General features: G+C 49.0%; 15 protein-coding genes. 2 read left to right on the forward strand and 13 right to left on the reverse strand.

Annotated features, from left to right (window positions below):
• Window positions 1–29: 29 nt before the first annotated feature.
• From MKY44_RS26245 to MKY44_RS26265, 5 genes are all read right to left on the reverse strand, one after another.
• Complete coding sequence (locus MKY44_RS26245) at window positions 30–1,250, reverse strand: FtsW/RodA/SpoVE family cell cycle protein (protein ID WP_341009215.1); 1,221 nt, start codon at window positions 1,248–1,250, stop codon at window positions 30–32.
• A gap of 85 nt (window positions 1,251–1,335) precedes the next feature.
• The gene (gene prmC, locus MKY44_RS26250) at window positions 1,336–2,220 is read right to left on the reverse strand and encodes a peptide chain release factor N(5)-glutamine methyltransferase (protein ID WP_341009951.1); all 885 of its coding nucleotides are present in this window, start codon (window positions 2,218–2,220) and stop codon (window positions 1,336–1,338) included.
• A gap of 24 nt (window positions 2,221–2,244) precedes the next feature.
• Window positions 2,245–3,312: a peptide chain release factor 1 gene (gene prfA / locus MKY44_RS26255; protein ID WP_017691918.1), complete on the reverse strand. Its 1,068-nt coding sequence runs from the start codon at window positions 3,310–3,312 to the stop codon at window positions 2,245–2,247.
• Between the two features lie 637 nt (window positions 3,313–3,949).
• Window positions 3,950–5,050 (reverse strand): redox-regulated ATPase YchF, encoded by a 1,101-nt coding sequence (gene ychF / locus MKY44_RS26260; RefSeq protein WP_017691917.1) that lies wholly within the window; start codon window positions 5,048–5,050, stop codon window positions 3,950–3,952.
• Window positions 5,051–5,242: 192 nt separating this feature from the next.
• A complete protein-coding gene (locus MKY44_RS26265) occupies window positions 5,243–5,713 on the reverse strand; it encodes a GNAT family N-acetyltransferase (RefSeq protein WP_289390517.1) in 471 nt (156 codons plus the stop codon).
• A gap of 213 nt (window positions 5,714–5,926) precedes the next feature.
• Here MKY44_RS26265 and MKY44_RS26270 point away from each other — a divergent pair, with 213 nt between their 5' ends.
• On the forward strand, window positions 5,927–6,364 hold the full coding sequence (locus MKY44_RS26270) for a hypothetical protein (RefSeq protein WP_341009217.1): 438 nt from the start codon (window positions 5,927–5,929) through the stop codon (window positions 6,362–6,364).
• Between the two features lie 70 nt (window positions 6,365–6,434).
• Window positions 6,435–6,887 carry a hypothetical protein gene (locus MKY44_RS26275; RefSeq protein WP_341009218.1) on the forward strand — a complete coding sequence of 151 codons (453 nt, stop codon included), beginning with the start codon at window positions 6,435–6,437 and terminating at the stop codon, window positions 6,885–6,887.
• A gap of 149 nt (window positions 6,888–7,036) precedes the next feature.
• On the opposite strand, the gene fni is transcribed toward MKY44_RS26275, so the two are convergent.
• The 8 genes from fni to MKY44_RS26315 form a co-directional block, all read right to left on the reverse strand.
• The gene (fni, locus tag MKY44_RS26280) at window positions 7,037–8,104 is read right to left on the reverse strand and encodes a type 2 isopentenyl-diphosphate Delta-isomerase (RefSeq protein WP_341009219.1); all 1,068 of its coding nucleotides are present in this window, start codon (window positions 8,102–8,104) and stop codon (window positions 7,037–7,039) included.
• 338 nt (window positions 8,105–8,442) lie between these two features.
• Window positions 8,443–9,924 carry a phytoene desaturase family protein gene (locus MKY44_RS26285; protein ID WP_341009220.1) on the reverse strand — a complete coding sequence of 494 codons (1,482 nt, stop codon included), beginning with the start codon at window positions 9,922–9,924 and terminating at the stop codon, window positions 8,443–8,445.
• Window positions 9,921–11,069, reverse strand: coding sequence for a glycosyltransferase (locus MKY44_RS26290; RefSeq protein WP_341009222.1), 1,149 nt, complete (start codon window positions 11,067–11,069; stop codon window positions 9,921–9,923). The genes MKY44_RS26285 and MKY44_RS26290 overlap by 4 nt, the downstream gene beginning before the upstream one ends.
• A gap of 1 nt (window position 11,070) precedes the next feature.
• The gene (locus MKY44_RS26295; protein WP_341009224.1) at window positions 11,071–11,832 is read right to left on the reverse strand and encodes a lysophospholipid acyltransferase family protein; all 762 of its coding nucleotides are present in this window, start codon (window positions 11,830–11,832) and stop codon (window positions 11,071–11,073) included.
• Window positions 11,801–12,568: a carotenoid biosynthesis protein gene (locus MKY44_RS26300; protein ID WP_341009225.1), complete on the reverse strand. Its 768-nt coding sequence runs from the start codon at window positions 12,566–12,568 to the stop codon at window positions 11,801–11,803. Before MKY44_RS26300 ends, MKY44_RS26295 begins: the two co-directional genes overlap by 32 nt.
• A complete protein-coding gene (locus MKY44_RS26305; protein WP_341009226.1) occupies window positions 12,568–13,440 on the reverse strand; it encodes a phytoene/squalene synthase family protein in 873 nt (290 codons plus the stop codon). Before MKY44_RS26305 ends, MKY44_RS26300 begins: the two co-directional genes overlap by 1 nt.
• Window positions 13,437–14,900, reverse strand: a complete 1,464-nt coding sequence (locus MKY44_RS26310) for a phytoene desaturase family protein (RefSeq protein ID WP_341009227.1) — start codon at window positions 14,898–14,900, stop codon at window positions 13,437–13,439. Before MKY44_RS26310 ends, MKY44_RS26305 begins: the two co-directional genes overlap by 4 nt.
• The gene (locus tag MKY44_RS26315) at window positions 14,897–16,447 is read right to left on the reverse strand and encodes a phytoene desaturase family protein (protein ID WP_341009228.1); all 1,551 of its coding nucleotides are present in this window, start codon (window positions 16,445–16,447) and stop codon (window positions 14,897–14,899) included. The genes MKY44_RS26310 and MKY44_RS26315 overlap by 4 nt, the downstream gene beginning before the upstream one ends.
• Window positions 16,448–16,472 lie beyond the last annotated feature (25 nt).

Raw genomic sequence — 16,472 nt, forward strand, 5'->3', positions numbered from 1 at the left:
AACGTGTTTCACGGTTTGATTCGAGAACGTTATTGCTCCTGCTGGGATGGCTTGCGTCTTAGCAATTTCCTTACCAGATCTGTAATACTTGGTTGTTCCGCAGAGCCAAGAATATCCTCGTTCTCTTCCGTGTGGACCTTAATGCTCATCACAAGACCCATGCTGATCATGTTGATCATAATGGAGGTACCACCCGAACTGATAAACGGCAGCGTAATCCCTGTCAAAGGCATCAGACCAATGAATGGACCAATATTGACAAAGATCTGGTAGAGCAGCATCGCTATGATCCCAACAATGAGATAAGGCCCCGCGCGATCCTTACACTCCAGTGCAATCAGCACCAGCCTGTGAATAAGGATAAAGTACAGGAGAAGCAGTACCGAGGCACCGATGAAACCAAATTCTTCCCCAATCTGCACAAAGATGGAGTCAGCATAGGCCAGTGGCACCCGATTTGACTGAATCGTCGTGCCTTCCATATAGCCTTTGCCTGTAATCCCACCAGAACCAATCGCAAGCTTTGCATTATACGTCTGCCAGAGTACATCTCTTGAGGTCAGCTCTGGTACAAGCCAAGGGTCAAAACGATCCGCCCAGTGCGAACGTCCAATCTCATTCAGGAATTTAACAATCTCATCATGATAATGAATATACGCCTGTGTACCACCGATAAAAGCAGCCACTGCGATCATAAAGCCAATGAGGGCATGCGTAAATTTAATGTTACCAATCCACAGTAGGCCCACAAGAATGACTACATAGCTTAACGCATTTCCCAAGTCATTTTGAAGCAATACGAGTAGTAACGGCGGCAGAACACAGAGCGAAATCGGAATAACATCACGTCCGAAATAGAGCGGACGATTCTTCTTTCGGGCCAAAAAGGCCGATAAAAACACAATTAGGCATAGCTTGAACAACTCAGCAGGCTGCAAGCTGACCCCGAAGATGGACAGCCAGCCTTTTGCACCGTAATACTCTTTACCAAAGAACATTACGAAAATGAGCAGCAGCATACCCACGCCATAGATATATAAATAATTTTTGATTATGAATTTATAGTTGATCATCGACATCCCAAAAAAGACTACGAAGCCCAAAATATAAAAGATCACTGCGCTTTTCGGGAGTCCCTCCAGCTTTGGACGACCAAACGTTGTACTGTAAATCGACAAAATACTGATAACCATAAGAATAACGAGTATAAAGACAATAGAATAGTCTATCTTTTTAAATTTGTGCAGCATGTAATTATGTTCCCCCAAGCATTCAGAAATCTTCGGTATATCTCATTGTAGAGGATTTCACGGTAAAAAGAAAACCCGCGGAACCTTACATTTTCGTCACCTGTTCCGAAGTACGAACACCCAGGACATGCCGCTCGATTCCGGCAAGGTCCGGTACAATGATTATTTCCGGCCAATGTCCCGCCGATTCAAGCAAAGCCGCGATGTCGCGAGCTTGCCCCTGGCCCAGCTCAAAACCAATGATCTGCGGCGGCGCAGGCAGCAGCGCCAGTTGCTCCAACATGATACGGTACGGTGCAAGCCCGTCCGGACCGCCGTCCAGTGCCATGCGCGGCTCATGATCGCGCACCTCTTGTTGTAACCCGGCGATATCTGCCGCCGGGATGTAAGGCGGGTTGGACACCAGGATGTCCACCCGAGCCCCGGCGAACGGGGCCAGCAGATCGCCTTCACGGAAGTCGATCTGTACGCCGTTCGCGGCCGCGTTCCGCGCGGCCACTTGCAGGGCAGCCACCGAGAGATCCCCGGCGCCGACCTGCCAGCGCGGGCGCAGTGAAGCCATCGTCACCGCGATGGCACCACTGCCCGTGCCGATATCGACGGCGAGCGGAGCGCCGTCAGGAAACACGCGGTCGGCTTCGCGCAGCACAGCCTCGACCAACAGCTCGGTCTCCGGCCGCGGAATCAGCACGGCCGGCGTGACCTCGAACGGCAGCCCATAGAATTCCTGGCTGCCGATAATGTATTGCGCCGGCTCACCCGCAGCCTTGCGCGTGACGGCGTCCTCCCAGCGGCTGCGATGCTCGCTGGGAAAGGGCTCCGACTGCATCATGTAATACGCGGCGCCATAAACGCCGAGTACATGTTCCAGCAGCAGCCGGGCATTGTTTTGCGGCTCGTACACGCCGCACTTCTCCAAAAAAGAGGAAGCCTCCACGAAGGCTTCCCGACAGCTCTGTTCCGGCGTCATGACAAACTGCGCGCGGGTCACAGATTATTCTCCTCTATCCATCAACTCGGTCTGCTGAGCAATCGTCAGTGCAGACAAGATATCTTCAATCTCCCCGTTCATGATCTGATCCAGCTTGTGCATCGTCAGACCGATACGGTGATCCGTCACACGGCTTTGCGGGAAGTTGTACGTACGAATCCGCTCACTGCGGTCGCCCGTTCCCACTTTACTTTTCCGCTCAACGGAGATCTTCGCTTCCTCTTCCATACGTTTCATATCGAAGATACGTGTACGCAGAACCTGCAACGCTTTTTCCTTGTTGGAGTTCTGTGATTTTCCATCCTGACATGTCGCCACGATTCCAGTTGGAACGTGCGTTACCCGTACTGCGGATTTCGTGGTATTAACCGATTGTCCACCGGCACCACTGGAACAGAAGGTATCAACACGGATGTCTTTGTCATGAATTTCAATATCAAAATCTTCGGCTTCAGGCATAACCGCAACCGTTGAAGTTGACGTATGAATACGTCCGCCAGACTCGGTTGTTGGAATACGCTGCACACGGTGTGCGCCACTTTCGTATTTCATTTTGCTGTATGCGCCGCGTCCGTTAATCAGGAAAACAACCTCTTTGAATCCACCGAGATCATTTGTGTTAACGTCCATCAGCTCTACACGCCAGCCTTGTGCATCTGCATAACGTGTGTACATCCGATACAGATCTGCTGCAAACAACGCCGCTTCATCTCCACCAGCTGCTCCGCGAATCTCAACAATAACGTTTTTGTCGTCATTCGGATCTTTTGGCAACATGAGTACACGAATCAATTCGTCCAGTTCCTTCTGGCGAGTGCTCAGTTCGTCAATTTCCATTTTGACCATTTCACGCATCTCATCATCCAGTTTCTCACCCTGCATTTCCTTCGCAGCTTCGAGATCCTGACTTACCTGTTTGTATTCATTGTACGCTTCATAAGTCGGTTGCAGATCGGATTGTTCTTTGGAGTATTCCCGCAACTTTTTGTTGTCACTTGCCACATCCGGGTCACACAAAAGCTCGCTCAACTTGTCATAACGGTCGGCTAACGCCTGTAATTTATCCAACATGTATAGTCACCTCACGCATTATTTTGTCCATGCAAATATCGTTTTTAATAATTATTTCGGTTTCATTATTCATAACATCTATAATCTATATTCCACAACGCACAGGATTCTCACTGAATCCCCTGACCGCAGCATGTATTCACATTCCTGTATGATCGACGTATAACATCGCTACAACGTCATCAAATCCTTTACTTATAAAGTGAAATCAAGAAATCGCGTACCCTGTATGAAACTCGCTTAAGCTCATCTGTTCAAGCGCGAATTTTAACGTGGTATACGACTCTTAATTATAGCATATTCTTATGGTTCTGAATAGTAACTGTTCCGCAGGCGGATGAACTAATTTTTTGTGCTGCAAAACACAAAATGAAATTGTTGTTCGATGTTGTTCCGAAATGTAAAATAAACAAAAGCCACGATGCGCTAACATCGTGGCTTCTCTAACAAAGGCCGGTGGGCGACCACGCCGAATTTCAATCAAACGAATGAAAAACCACCGGATTGCAAGGCGACCAACCTAATCCCGGTTGTTTTTCTTGTTCCTCATCTGCAAAACTCTAAGTCAAAGACCCCACGAACTTCACGAGAAGGTCGCAGGGTCATGTTATTGAATCTACATATAAAGGTGTAACAACTATACGTTGAAACGGAAGTGCATAACGTCGCCGTCATTTACAACGTACTCTTTACCTTCAAGACGAAGTTGTCCACGCTCTTTGGCACCGTTCATGGAACCCGCTGCAACCAGATCGTCGTAGGAAACAACTTCTGCACGGATGAATCCACGTTCGAAGTCGGTGTGAATGACACCCGCTGCGCCAGGCGCTTTCGTTCCTTTACGGATTGTCCAAGCACGAACTTCCTGTACACCTGCTGTGAAGTATGTGTACAGACCGAGCAATTTGTAAGCCGCTTTGATCAACAGGTTCAGACCGGAATCCTCGATACCGAGTTCTTCCAGGAACATTTGTTTATCTTCGCCTTCCAGCTCAGAGATCTCTTCTTCAACCTTCGCACTGATCGGCACCACTTCTGCGTTCTCAGCAGCTGCGAATTCTCTTACTTTTTGCACGTAAGCATTGTTCGCCACATCGCCGATTTCGTCCTCAGCTACATTGGCTGCGTACAAAACAGGCTTCAGGGTAAGCAAGTGCAGATCGCGCACGATCAGAAGCTCATCATCCGTAAGTTCCATGCTGCGTGCCGGCTTGTCATCGTACAGAACAGCCTTCACTCTCTCCAACACTTCTACTTCTTGAGAGGCAGTCTTGTTGCCGCCCTTCATGTTTTTCTTGGAGCGATCGATTTTCTTCTCAACACTCTCGATATCGGCCAGGATCAGCTCCAGATTGATCGTCTGGATGTCGCTCACCGGGTCAATTTTACCATCGACGTGTGTAATGTTCTCATCTACAAAGCAACGTACCACGTGTACAATTGCGTCTACTTCACGGATGTGGGCAAGAAACTTGTTACCAAGACCTTCGCCTTTGCTCGCACCACGAACAAGACCAGCGATATCTACAAACTCAAACGCCGTTGGTACTGTTTTCTTAGGTACAACGAGTTCTGTCAGTTTGTCCAAACGCTCATCTGGTACTTCAACGATTCCCACGTTAGGGTCAATTGTACAGAACGGATAGTTTGCCGATTCGGCACCTGCTTGTGTAATTGCGTTAAACAACGTAGATTTTCCGACGTTCGGAAGCCCTACAATTCCTGCTTTCAAAGCCATGTATATGACAACTCCTCATTGATTACTTGTTCGGTATGGATAATCCTATACATTATATATGACAAACCTCAAGGCATCAAGGAACTTCGCCAATTCGACCAGAGTCCCATACGCTTCCCGAAATCCCCGGTTAATGCAGATAATTCGTTTTGCGCAGATCTTAAGTTTGGCCTAGAATATCCGCTATTAGGTTTACCCTTTGATTTCCTTGTACATGGTTAGATCCGTTACCTCATATCCCATCTTGCGATATAGGCTGCTCGCCCGCACATTATGTCCAAAGACATGCAAACCAATGCGATCCACGCCAAGACTCAATGCTGTCTGTTCAAGCGCCTGCATCGTCTCTGTTCCGTATCCCTTACCACGGTGTGCTTCTTCAACCACAATATCCAGCAAAAAAGCATCTTTTCCACGACGATTATCCGTGATATTAAACCAGATATACCCCACATTGCCGTCCACAGGATGCACCAGATTGTAGAGATACGCTCCGGGTGTGTTCAAGCCTTCTGGCAGATAACGTTCATAAGATTCCTCCGCCAGTTGCTGCGCCTCTTCCTCAGCCCAGGTGCCCGCTTCTACTTTTTCCTGTGCAAAATCCTTAATCGATCGAATGCGAAAACTCGCATAATCTTCCTGATTCATTGGAGAAAGTTTCAACTTATTTCCCTCCTTATTTCGAGTGACTTAATTATGTATGATCTCTGTGCAATCCTTTTTGCACTACTAGTATCTTATTGTATCCTTTTCTCCTATTAAGCGCATGAAGTTATTCTGACGATTCGAACTTCAATTTTTATATTATCCATTTTATTTATAACTTTTAATCTCTTCCCATCGTTTATACCTCATGAAAGAAAGGAGTGGATCATATTGAACACACGTCGTCGATTCTCCAAAAAGAAAATAATTATCTTGTCTGTTATCGTACTCGTGATCGGCATCGTCGCTTTTAGAAGCTTTCTGAATGCAATCGATCCCTTTCGCCACTTAAGGATCACGATCCACAATCAGTCCGACTATGACCTCACCAATATTCAGGCTAGCCTAGTCCAAGGCGACAACTCGTTTAACAACAACAATGAGAATGGCTCCACCTACGTATTCAAAAAAGATATTCCCAGCCGAGCAAACGTGAAATTCGCCCCGCAGCTGAAACGTTCCGGGGAGGGGGTCGTCTCCTTGGCGTTTACGGACAGTCGCGGAAAAACCTATAACAAAACAGTTTGTGGTTATACCGAATACTTGTCCGGCAATTCCTACGTTACTGTAACCAATGAGAATATCACCGTGAAAGATGAATGTATGTAATAATTCGGCAACACGATTATGTAAGTAATTGAAACATTATTACATAATACTGAATAAGGAGGGAATTACATTGTTATTCAATATAATTTTAGGTGCAGGCGTAGCTTTGTCCATATTACTTTCTGCACATCCAGCTAGTACTGTTGAATTAGAGGATAGAGTGAAAGATGCTTTTACTAACCCTCAAATCACTGTGGAGAACACTGAGGATCCGATTATTAATCCAATGGATGTACAGCTTATCAGACCATTCAATTACAGCAGTTACAGTGCATACGAAAAATCCTTCACATTGGATCCTGACAATGGAGAAGATGCCGATGTTTGGATTCAGAACAATAGTACGGATACTATTTATGCCAAACTTACTGTGGGCAATCTTTCCCCAATTGATATTCCAATCAAAAAAGGGACTCAAAAAACAACAAGAATAGGTGTCATAGGCACAACAAACGTCAAAGTTTATATCTATAGTTCAACAGGTCATAAAATGGATATGAATATCAGTGCCCGACAATTTTAATATTATAAAAAGTGTAGAGGATACTTCTTAATGAAGTATCCTCTACATTATTTTTGTTCCAGATTATATAGGAAGCAATATGAGTAGACTCAAAATATATAATTAAATAACTCCAATGAAGTTTATATCATCTTCATTTTAACCCCGGCCTAACGCCGTTCCACCAAACGTGTCGTCTGCTTCAAATCCTCGATCCGCCCAGCCCCGATGCCAAACATGACGGTACGCAGCTCAAATTCGACCTGTTCCAACCGCTCATTCAGCGCATCATCGGAAGCTACTGCGGATTCGAGCAGAGATCGGCCAAAACCAGCCAGATCCGCGCCGAGCGCGAGGGCTTTGGCCGCATCCACGCCAGTGTGCAGTCCACCGCTGCCAATCAGTGCACCAGTAGGATTCAGCGCTCGTACTTCCTGAATACACTCTGCTGTCGGAATGCCCCAGTCGGCAAAAGCTTCCGCAGCCGCCCGGCGTACCGGGTTATTGTTGCGGTACTTCTCCACCTGTACCCAGCTTGTGCCCCCTGCTCCGGCTACATCAATGAACGCAACACCCGCTTCATATAGGCGTTGAGCCGTCACACCATCGATGCCAAAACCTACTTCTTTTACGCCAACAGGCACGTCTAGCTCACGACACAAGTTCTCAATCCGTTGAAATAACCCGCTGAAGTTAGTATTACCTTCCGGCTGGAAGACTTCCTGCAACGTGTTCAGATGAAGCACGAGCATATCCGCACCCGCAATATCTACGGCACGCTGGAAGTCAGCCGTGGTGAACCCATAGTTCAGCTGCACCGCGCCCAGGTTGGCAATGACCGGGATGTCCGGTGCCCAGCGCCGCACATCGAAGGTACTTGCCAGTTCCGGCTGTTCTACAGCAGCCCGGATCGAACCTACGCCGAGCGCCCAGCCTCTGGCGTTCGCTACTCGGGCGAGTCGCTCATTGATGGCGCCCGTTGTTTTGCTTCCACCCGTCATCGAACTGATAAGCAAGGGTGTACGTACTTTTTTGCCAATAAACGAAGTCTCCAGATGCACCTCTTCAAAATCCAGTTCCGGCAGTGGGTGATGGCGAAAAGCAAACCGCTCCATACCGCTGGTTACCCCTTCTCCTGCCACATTCTCCTCAAGACAGAGGCGCACGTGTTCCAGCTTCCGTTCTCCCGTAGCCACTTCGGGAAGCAGCCGTTCGCCGGCTCGCTCTTGTTCATTCATGATGAGACCTCCTATGTGAGAATCGTGCGGATCGACAGGATAACCTGCCCGTTCCTTGCTTCTATGTATATACGTCTTTTTGCAAAAGACAAAAACATCAATCCTATAAGCATTGCAGCTCAGCAGTTTAACTCTATCCAGTATAACGTTCCAAACCCTCTATTGAAAGGATGCCCCGACACCAAATGTCTCACTTAAATCTCGGAGCACCACTATTTTATACCTACGCAAAAGCACGGATCATCTGTCGCATCTTCAAAGCTCTGGTTAGCGCGGACGACGCACATAGGTGTGGATCAACAGAATGCACTTCCACTCCATCATCCTGCACAACAAACTTATCTCAAAATTTCCGATGCCAACTGCTCACCAACAAGCTGCCCGGACAACGTTACAATCGGGGTTCCTCCGCCAGGATGCGTGGTTCCGCCGACGTACCAGAGTCCTTGGACATCTTTGCTTCGGTTGCCTGGTCGCATAAAGGTCTGCTTCACTGAGTTGGACGAGATGCCGTAGATCGATCCTTGATGCGCCAAAGTATCCCGTTCGATATCTCGCGGCGTGTATCGGATCAGCACATCAGATTGGTTCAACCCGGTAATTCCTCGCGCCTCCAATCGTTCCAGTACAAACGCACCGTAACGTTCCGTCTGCTGCTCCCAATTCCACGAATCCGACAAGTAGGGGGCATTGACTAGAATGAATAGGTTACTGGCTCCCGCCGGGGCCATGCCTGCTTCCGAATAACCGGAATAGCAGATGTAAATTGTGGGATCAGCAGGCATTTTACGTTCACGGAAAATATGGTCGAACTCCGGTTCATAACGTTCCGGGAAAAACACCGTATGGTGCAGCAGTGCATCATATTGTCTTCTCACACCTGCCAGCGTCACAAATCCCGAAATGGATGGCTCATACTTCCGTATGCGAGCATCGCTCATCTCTTTCCGATGTTCCGGTGCGAGCAGCAGTCGATTCACGCTAAGTACATCGCCATTGGCAACCACCTGATCGGCTTCGCGGAAACCTTGATCTGTATCCACGCCAGCCACTTTGCCATTACGAACAACAATCTGCCGGACCTCTGTGCCGGTAATGATCTGTACACCTTTTTCCCGAGCCAGACGAGTCATTCCTTCGATCAGTTGATAGGTTCCGCCTTTGACCCCGTAGATGCCCACATCTGCTTCCACATGACCCATCATGGCAAAGATGGAAGGCGATTGATACGGCGATGATCCCACATAAGTTGCGTACCGCCCGAACATAGCCAGCGTATGCGGATGCTGGAAATACGACCGCAGCAGCTTATCCAGCTTCACCGTTGGCCGCACGCGGAGCAGACTGCGCAGCATCTGGAGATTGTATTTGTCAGAAGGAGACAGCAGCAACTTACCGAGAAAATGACGATTGGCTTCCGCATACAGTGCAGCAGACTCATCCATAAATGCATCATAACGAGCCGCATCCTCCGGACTGTACGCCGCGATCTGCTCCTTCATCCACCCACGATTACCTGACAAATCTACCACTGTGCCATCTGCGAATATATTACGTGTGCGCGGCTCTAACTCATATAACTGTACGTAATCTTCCATTGCTACACCCGCATGGTCGAAGACTGAACGAAAGGTGGATGGCATCGTGATCGTGCTTGGTCCCCGGTCAAAATGATACCCGTCCCGCTCAATCTGCTGCAGCTTGCCACCTACGTGTTCCTGCCGTTCCAGAATGGTTACCTGCACACCTTGAGAAGCCAGTCGGATCGCACACGACAGACCTCCGAATCCTGCACCGATTATAATGACGTTACCTCTCAACTGTACCGCCTACCTTTCCATACATACCCCTTGCCGGAGCGGCCTGCCTGCCAGGAAGCGAGTCCGATGGCAATGACAAAGGCCATGCTGACCGGTTGCAGAAGGGCAAGCCACCAGGGTTGTCCGCCAGCATGATCTGCTACTCTTTTCACAGCCATACCTAATAAAGTTCCTATCAATCCATACAGAATGGACACTGAATTCCCCGTCACGAGTCCAATAATCAAGCCCAGCGGAGGCACAATATACATCAGTGTATAGATCAACATCGTGCCCAGAAGCAGCACGTCTTTACGTCCCACACCTTCGTACATATTTTTCTTGTATCCGTTCCATACTTCTGCCCCGTTCTGATACATGCGGGTATTCGTTACGTCATGCACGTCGGTCAGCATCACCGGATGACCTGCACGCTTGACTGCTTTGGCGAGACTCATATCATCCACCAGATGCACCTGAATGGCAGCATGACCGCCGGATGCTTCGTAACTGGAGCGATGAATCAGCAAAAAAGCCCCCGTAGCGGCCACAAACATCGGACTGGATGATCTGCGTATCATGAAAATGGGTAGATGACTGATGATGGTGAAGACCATCATGGGCACAACAAGCTTTTCCATCCATGTCTTTGTTACCTGATAAGGAAAACCCGTTACCAGACCCCCGCTCTGCTCACACCCTGCCGCAAGCGTCTGCCGAATGGCACTTGGCTCCAGACGCACATCCGCATCCACGAACATATACCATTCTCCCTTGGCCTCCTGAACCAGCCTGTGACACGCATGGGATTTCCCCATCCAGCCTTCGGGAAGATCAACGCCATGCAGCAGACGAACACGTGCATCGCGATCCGCAATCGCTTGTACCATGGCCGCTGTCTCATCTTCAGAGCGATCATCCAGCACCAATACTTCCATCCTGAATCCCGACGTATCGCTCGCGAGCACACTTTCCAGACATCCTTCGATATGTAGTCTTTCATTTCTGGCTGGAATCAGCACTGAGACCAGCAGGTCTGGTGGTTGTATTCGGTCTGCTCGAAATGAACGCACTTTGGGCAGACAGGAGACGTTCCATAGAGCGAACAGCAACTGTATGCCCAATATGCATGTAAGCACAATCCAGAAGATTTCAGATGCATTCATGCTAACGGTTCACCCGCTTTCGTGCCGCATCGTATTTTTCACTTGTCGAACGTACATGACGAATCAGCGGAAGCGCATCTGGCAAACTTCCCTGCCCCATCCGTACAAGTGCTGATCTATGATCGTCTAACTGCTGTTCCAACACATGGCCGAGTCTGGCGGCAATCTCTTCACTCTTCAACGCCTTCCAGTCTTCTAGCACAGGCGGGCCTGCCTGCATCGATATTTCCGGTCGATCATGCTGGACCATCCCATGGCACAAGGTTACCGGTACGGCGATGGCATTCGGGGAGCGACGAAGTAGCAATCCGATGCCTGGACGGAACCGAATCGGTCTGGCCTCCTGATGCAAAATTTCTCCTTGTGGAAAAATCCAGACCCTTTTGCCCGAATCCAATAGTTCACTGGTGTACTGTAGAGAGGTCCGAATACCAGACGCACTCTCCTTATTGATCGAATACGCACCCAATTTACGAAAAAAAGCATATTGCTGAAGCTGTTGCTCCTCCATCATCACATAATGATCTCCCCGCGATGTCTGCCTGGCCGCATGATAGAGCAGCAGACCATCCCACCAGGAGCTGTGGTTCATGAAATAGATCACCGGACGAGTCGGTTCAATCGGGGAGTTGTCCCTGATGTCCACCTGCGGGTCCAGTGACCCTGTGAGCGTGAAGGAGCGGAAGCGCCGACGTAGCAGATAATAGTGATTGTATAAGGCAAAAATATAATTAAACGGTTTTGATTTTACGGCGCGAATCATAGAGCCAGCTCCCTTCGGCAAGAAGCACACCAGCAATGGCGATGATAAAGCTGCCTGTAATCCCTTCCTTTAGAGCAAGCAGGCCGAACAGAAGAATAAACAGCTGATACAGCCATTTTGCACGCAGCAAGGTGCTACTGTCATTAGGCATGGCCGGAAGGAAGAGGGACAGGAATGCACCCATGATAAACCAGCTTATGTAATTGGTCCACGGAACACCGTAGAAACCACCTGGAGCTTGCCATTCCCAGAATCCTCTCGCATGTGCAACAGGGTCGAGTACCAGATCAAGAACAATCGCCCAGAACCCGGTCTTCACTGCTCGAAGCAATTTGCCAGTCCAGGTTGAACCACCGCCACTTAACAGCGCCGAGTTACCCACCACTGCGATCCAGGCGAAACCCAGCGTAACTGGCACACTGAACAGATGAATCCCGAAGAAGTCTGAGTAAGCATACTCACCAAAAGGCCAGTGCGTATGCACTCCTACCCACTCTACGCCCATACCTCCAAGCCAGATGATCACAGAGGATATCCAGAGTCCGGGTTTCAGCCAGATGACTGACTGGTCGGACAGGCCTGTCCGATTACGCCCTTGATAGATCAGATCCAGCACATACAATGCATAGAAGATTAGAAATAAACCATTTGAAAAAGATAATACGTCAGGCACACCGATCGTTAGCATCAAGGTTGCTCCAATGACATACCACGCCCAGTAAAGCCACTGGATCATCAGGATACCGCCGTTCGGGAGGCTTGATAGGCCAGCATCGGGTAACGTTTCACAATCGCACCCAGCATCTCCAGTTTCAATTCATCGCTAACATATGCCCGTTTGGTATATACGTCATAGTCGTTGCGTTCAACCGCGTGTAGAATGGTGGAGTAAAAGGCTGCTGCCAGCTCGATGGAAAACGCACTTTCTGTTGGGTACGTATCCAGACGATCCATGCCAATACGGAACCAGTTCAATGCTGCAGCTTTTAATTCATGAACAATGGCAATAAAACGTTCGTCCACGATTCCGTCTTCAAAGTCCTGCTCGGTGTAACCATGCTTCTCCATGATCTCCAGCGGAACATACCGACGCACTCTGGCCCGATCTTCACCAACATCCCGAATAATATTAACGATCTGCATCCCTTTACCCAAAGCAATCCCATTCATCGCTACTTCTGCGCCGTTATCATCTCTCAATACAGGCAACAACATCTCGCCTACGGTTCCGGCCACCAGATAACAATAATGCTCCAGTTCCTGCATCGTTGTATAATGCGTTACTTTAAGATCTGTGAGCTGCCCTTCCATCTGACGGAAAAATGGCCCCTTATCCAGATGAGGAAAACTGCTGAACAACCATCTCAGTGCGGGCCAGATAAAATGTCCTTCCGCGTCGTCTAGCCGATCAAACAAGTCATGGATCTCGTGAATCGTATAAGGCGAATGTTCCGGCTCGTCCACACTGTCATCAATCATGCGGCAGAAGGCATAAATGACATATACCGCTTCCCGACGTGGACTAGGCAGCCCTCTAAAGGCCTGATAAAAAGAGGAAGAACCCTTTTGCATCAACTCTTCACACCTGCTCAAAATCGCTTCATTCATGTTCCCATCTCCTTCATGAGTTGATTGACGGCCATCCGTGCACTCTGCATTACAATCGGCACTCCGCCACCTGGATGTACAGATGCTCCTGCAGCATATAATCCCTTTATATTAGGGAATGGTTTGGGTTGCGGTCGGTATACACCGGACTGGAACAATACAGGTGCTATACCAAAGCTACCGCCCCCATAGAGCCCGTCTCGCTCTGCGTCAGCGGGTGTACGTACCTTTTTCCACTTGATCGCTGCACGAAGTCCCGGGAACCCTCGTTGCTCCGCTTCTTCCAGTACACGTTCTGCCAATGCTTCACTCTCCTGATCCCAGTCGACACCTTCGGCATCTGGTACGGGAATGAGGAAATACAATACACTCTGTCCTTGAGGCGCTGCAGTTTCATCCAATGCGACCGGATTAAATACGTAAAATGAGGACTTTGCCGGAATACGTCGCTGATTGAACACTTCCTGCAGACTGCCTTCAAGACTCGGTGGCAGGAAGAACTGGTGCGTCGTTGCATCTTCCCAGGTTTTGTCCACGCCCACATAGAGCAATACACATCCGGAAGAGGGACGATACGGTTTTCTTTTACGCGCTACCTCTGGTGATTGTCCAAGCAAACCTGATAGATGGGGGAAATCACCATTGTAGATAACTGCATCCACATTTTCTGCGCCTGCTGCCGTTTCTATACCTTCACACACACCATTTTTAATCTTGAGTCCGGTAACTTCCGAATTCAGCACGACACGTCCACCACGTGATATCAGTTCCTGTTCCAGAATAGCCGGCAATGCTGCATATCCACCTTTGACCATCCAGATGCCATATTCATGCTCTGCGTAAGGCAAAAGGGAATAGATACCTGGCGTCCCAAACGGTGATCCACCGATGTATAAACTTTGCAGAGAGTATGCATCGAGCAATTCCTCGTGCTCAAAATAATCGCCTACCGCTTTTCGGACACTTTTGTGGGCACGCAATCTGCCCATGAGTGACATGAGCGAAGGGGTGAAGAAATCCCTTTTGCGCGGAAAAGCCCTTTCCAGAAACGCTGCCCGGCCTGCCGGGAACAACGTGTCCATATCTTTCATGAATCGTGTGAATCCCCGGCTCTCTCCCGGGAACAAACGCTCAATCTCCGCCGTCTGCTCTTCACGTGAGGTCATCTTGGTCATGACACGACCACTGTGGTAATGCACTCTGTATAACGGATCACAGCGAAGTAACTCAATCTTCGAACGATTTACGCCTGCTTCCCCCAGTATGCCAAGTAACATCTCCGGCAGCAGTACGATGGTTGGCCCCTGATCGATCCGGTATTCCCCTTCCTGCTCATATCCAATGCGTCCGCCAACGCGTGAACCCCGTTCATACACGGTGACATCCCAGCCTTGACGGTTCAACAACAGTGCCGAAGTGAGTCCGCCAATCCCTGCGCCTACAATAGCGGCCCGCTTCATGAATGCCCTCTGGCTTCTGCCGTCTTCACGTACGAGGATGGTTTGGAACTTGTGCGTGCGTCCTCTTCCTGAATCAATCTGACACTGATCCGTGCCGATTCAAAGATCGTGGGCAACCCGCTGCCCGGATGTGTTCCGCCGCCTACCAGCCATACACTTTTCAACTCTTCAAACTGGTTATGGGGACGCAGGTACATCATCTGACCCAGATTATGTGCCATATTAAACGTTGCTCCGCGGTACACATCCAGTTCAGTCTCCCAATCAAGTGGAGTGAACAGCATACATTCTTCAATACGGCTGCGTATGTCTGCCAGCTCAGGAATGCCTTCCATGCGTTTCATCATGGCCTCTTGCACATTCTCCCGTTCTGCCTCCCAATCAATGTCTGCGGTAAGGTTAGGCGTAGGCATAAGAACATACAAAGCAGATTTCCCTTCCGGTGCCAGCGTCGAATCAAGTCTGGAAGGGTTATGAATATATAGAGATGGATCGGCTGATAACATTTTATGCTTTGTAATCTCATCAACGTTTAACCGGTAGTCCTCGGGAAAATAAACCGAGTGATGCGGCAGGTCCACTTCACCATCCACGCCCAGATACAGCATTGCTGTCGAGCAGGAATACTTTTTGCGTTTCATTTTCTCCGGGGTATATTTCTTAAGCACGCCTGGTTCGAACAGATGATTCACCGCATGTGCAAAGTCGGCGTTCACCACCACATGGTCCGCATCGATGCGTTCACCGTTCTCAAGCAACACACCTTCTGCACGACCATTGCGAACGATGACCTGTTTCACCGGGGTGGAAGTATGTATGCGTCCTCCGTATTCTTCCACGACATCGGCCATGGCTTGGAAGATCCGATTCACGCCGCCAATGGGGTGGAACAATCCGTAGTGATGCTCAATAAACGATAATATGGTAAAGGTACCCGGACAATCCCAGGCAGACATGCCAAGGTATTTGGACTGGAATGTAAATGCCCAGCGTAGACGCTCATCTGTAAAATAGCGGGACAAGATTCCATAGACTGTATTGTGGACATCAAGCTTGGGTAGAGCTGTTACCGCATCCTTGCGCAGATAGTCAGTCAGCTTGCCAAAAGGACGACGGAGCAGAGGCATGACTTTGCCAAACTTCACTTCTTCTTCTTGCATGAACCGAAGGTAATTGTCCTCATTGCCCGGAAACAATTCCTTAATCTGTGCAGCTGTGTCTTCCCGATTACGAGAAGGCGTGAACACCTTATCACCAAAGTTCAGTGCGTACAGTGGGGTTAACTCTTTCATATGCACATAATCGGATAACTTACGTCCCACAACGTCGAACATCTCTTCAATCAGCTGAGGCATCATCAAAAATGTAGCACCCCGGTCGAATCGATATTCACCCAGTTCCAATCTGGCAGAACGCCCCCCGATGACTGGCTGTTTCTCATACACATCTACCTCGTACCCCTGACCGGACAATAACATCGCTGCTGCAAGTCCACCCGGACCTGCGCCAATGACAGCTGCACGTTTGCGTTGTTGATTCGGTATCATGCCACTCACCTTTCTATGTAGGGAA

Source organism: Paenibacillus sp. FSL R7-0026 (genome assembly GCF_038004485.1).
In the GTDB taxonomy this organism is placed as follows: domain Bacteria; phylum Bacillota; class Bacilli; order Paenibacillales; family Paenibacillaceae; genus Paenibacillus; species Paenibacillus xylanexedens_A.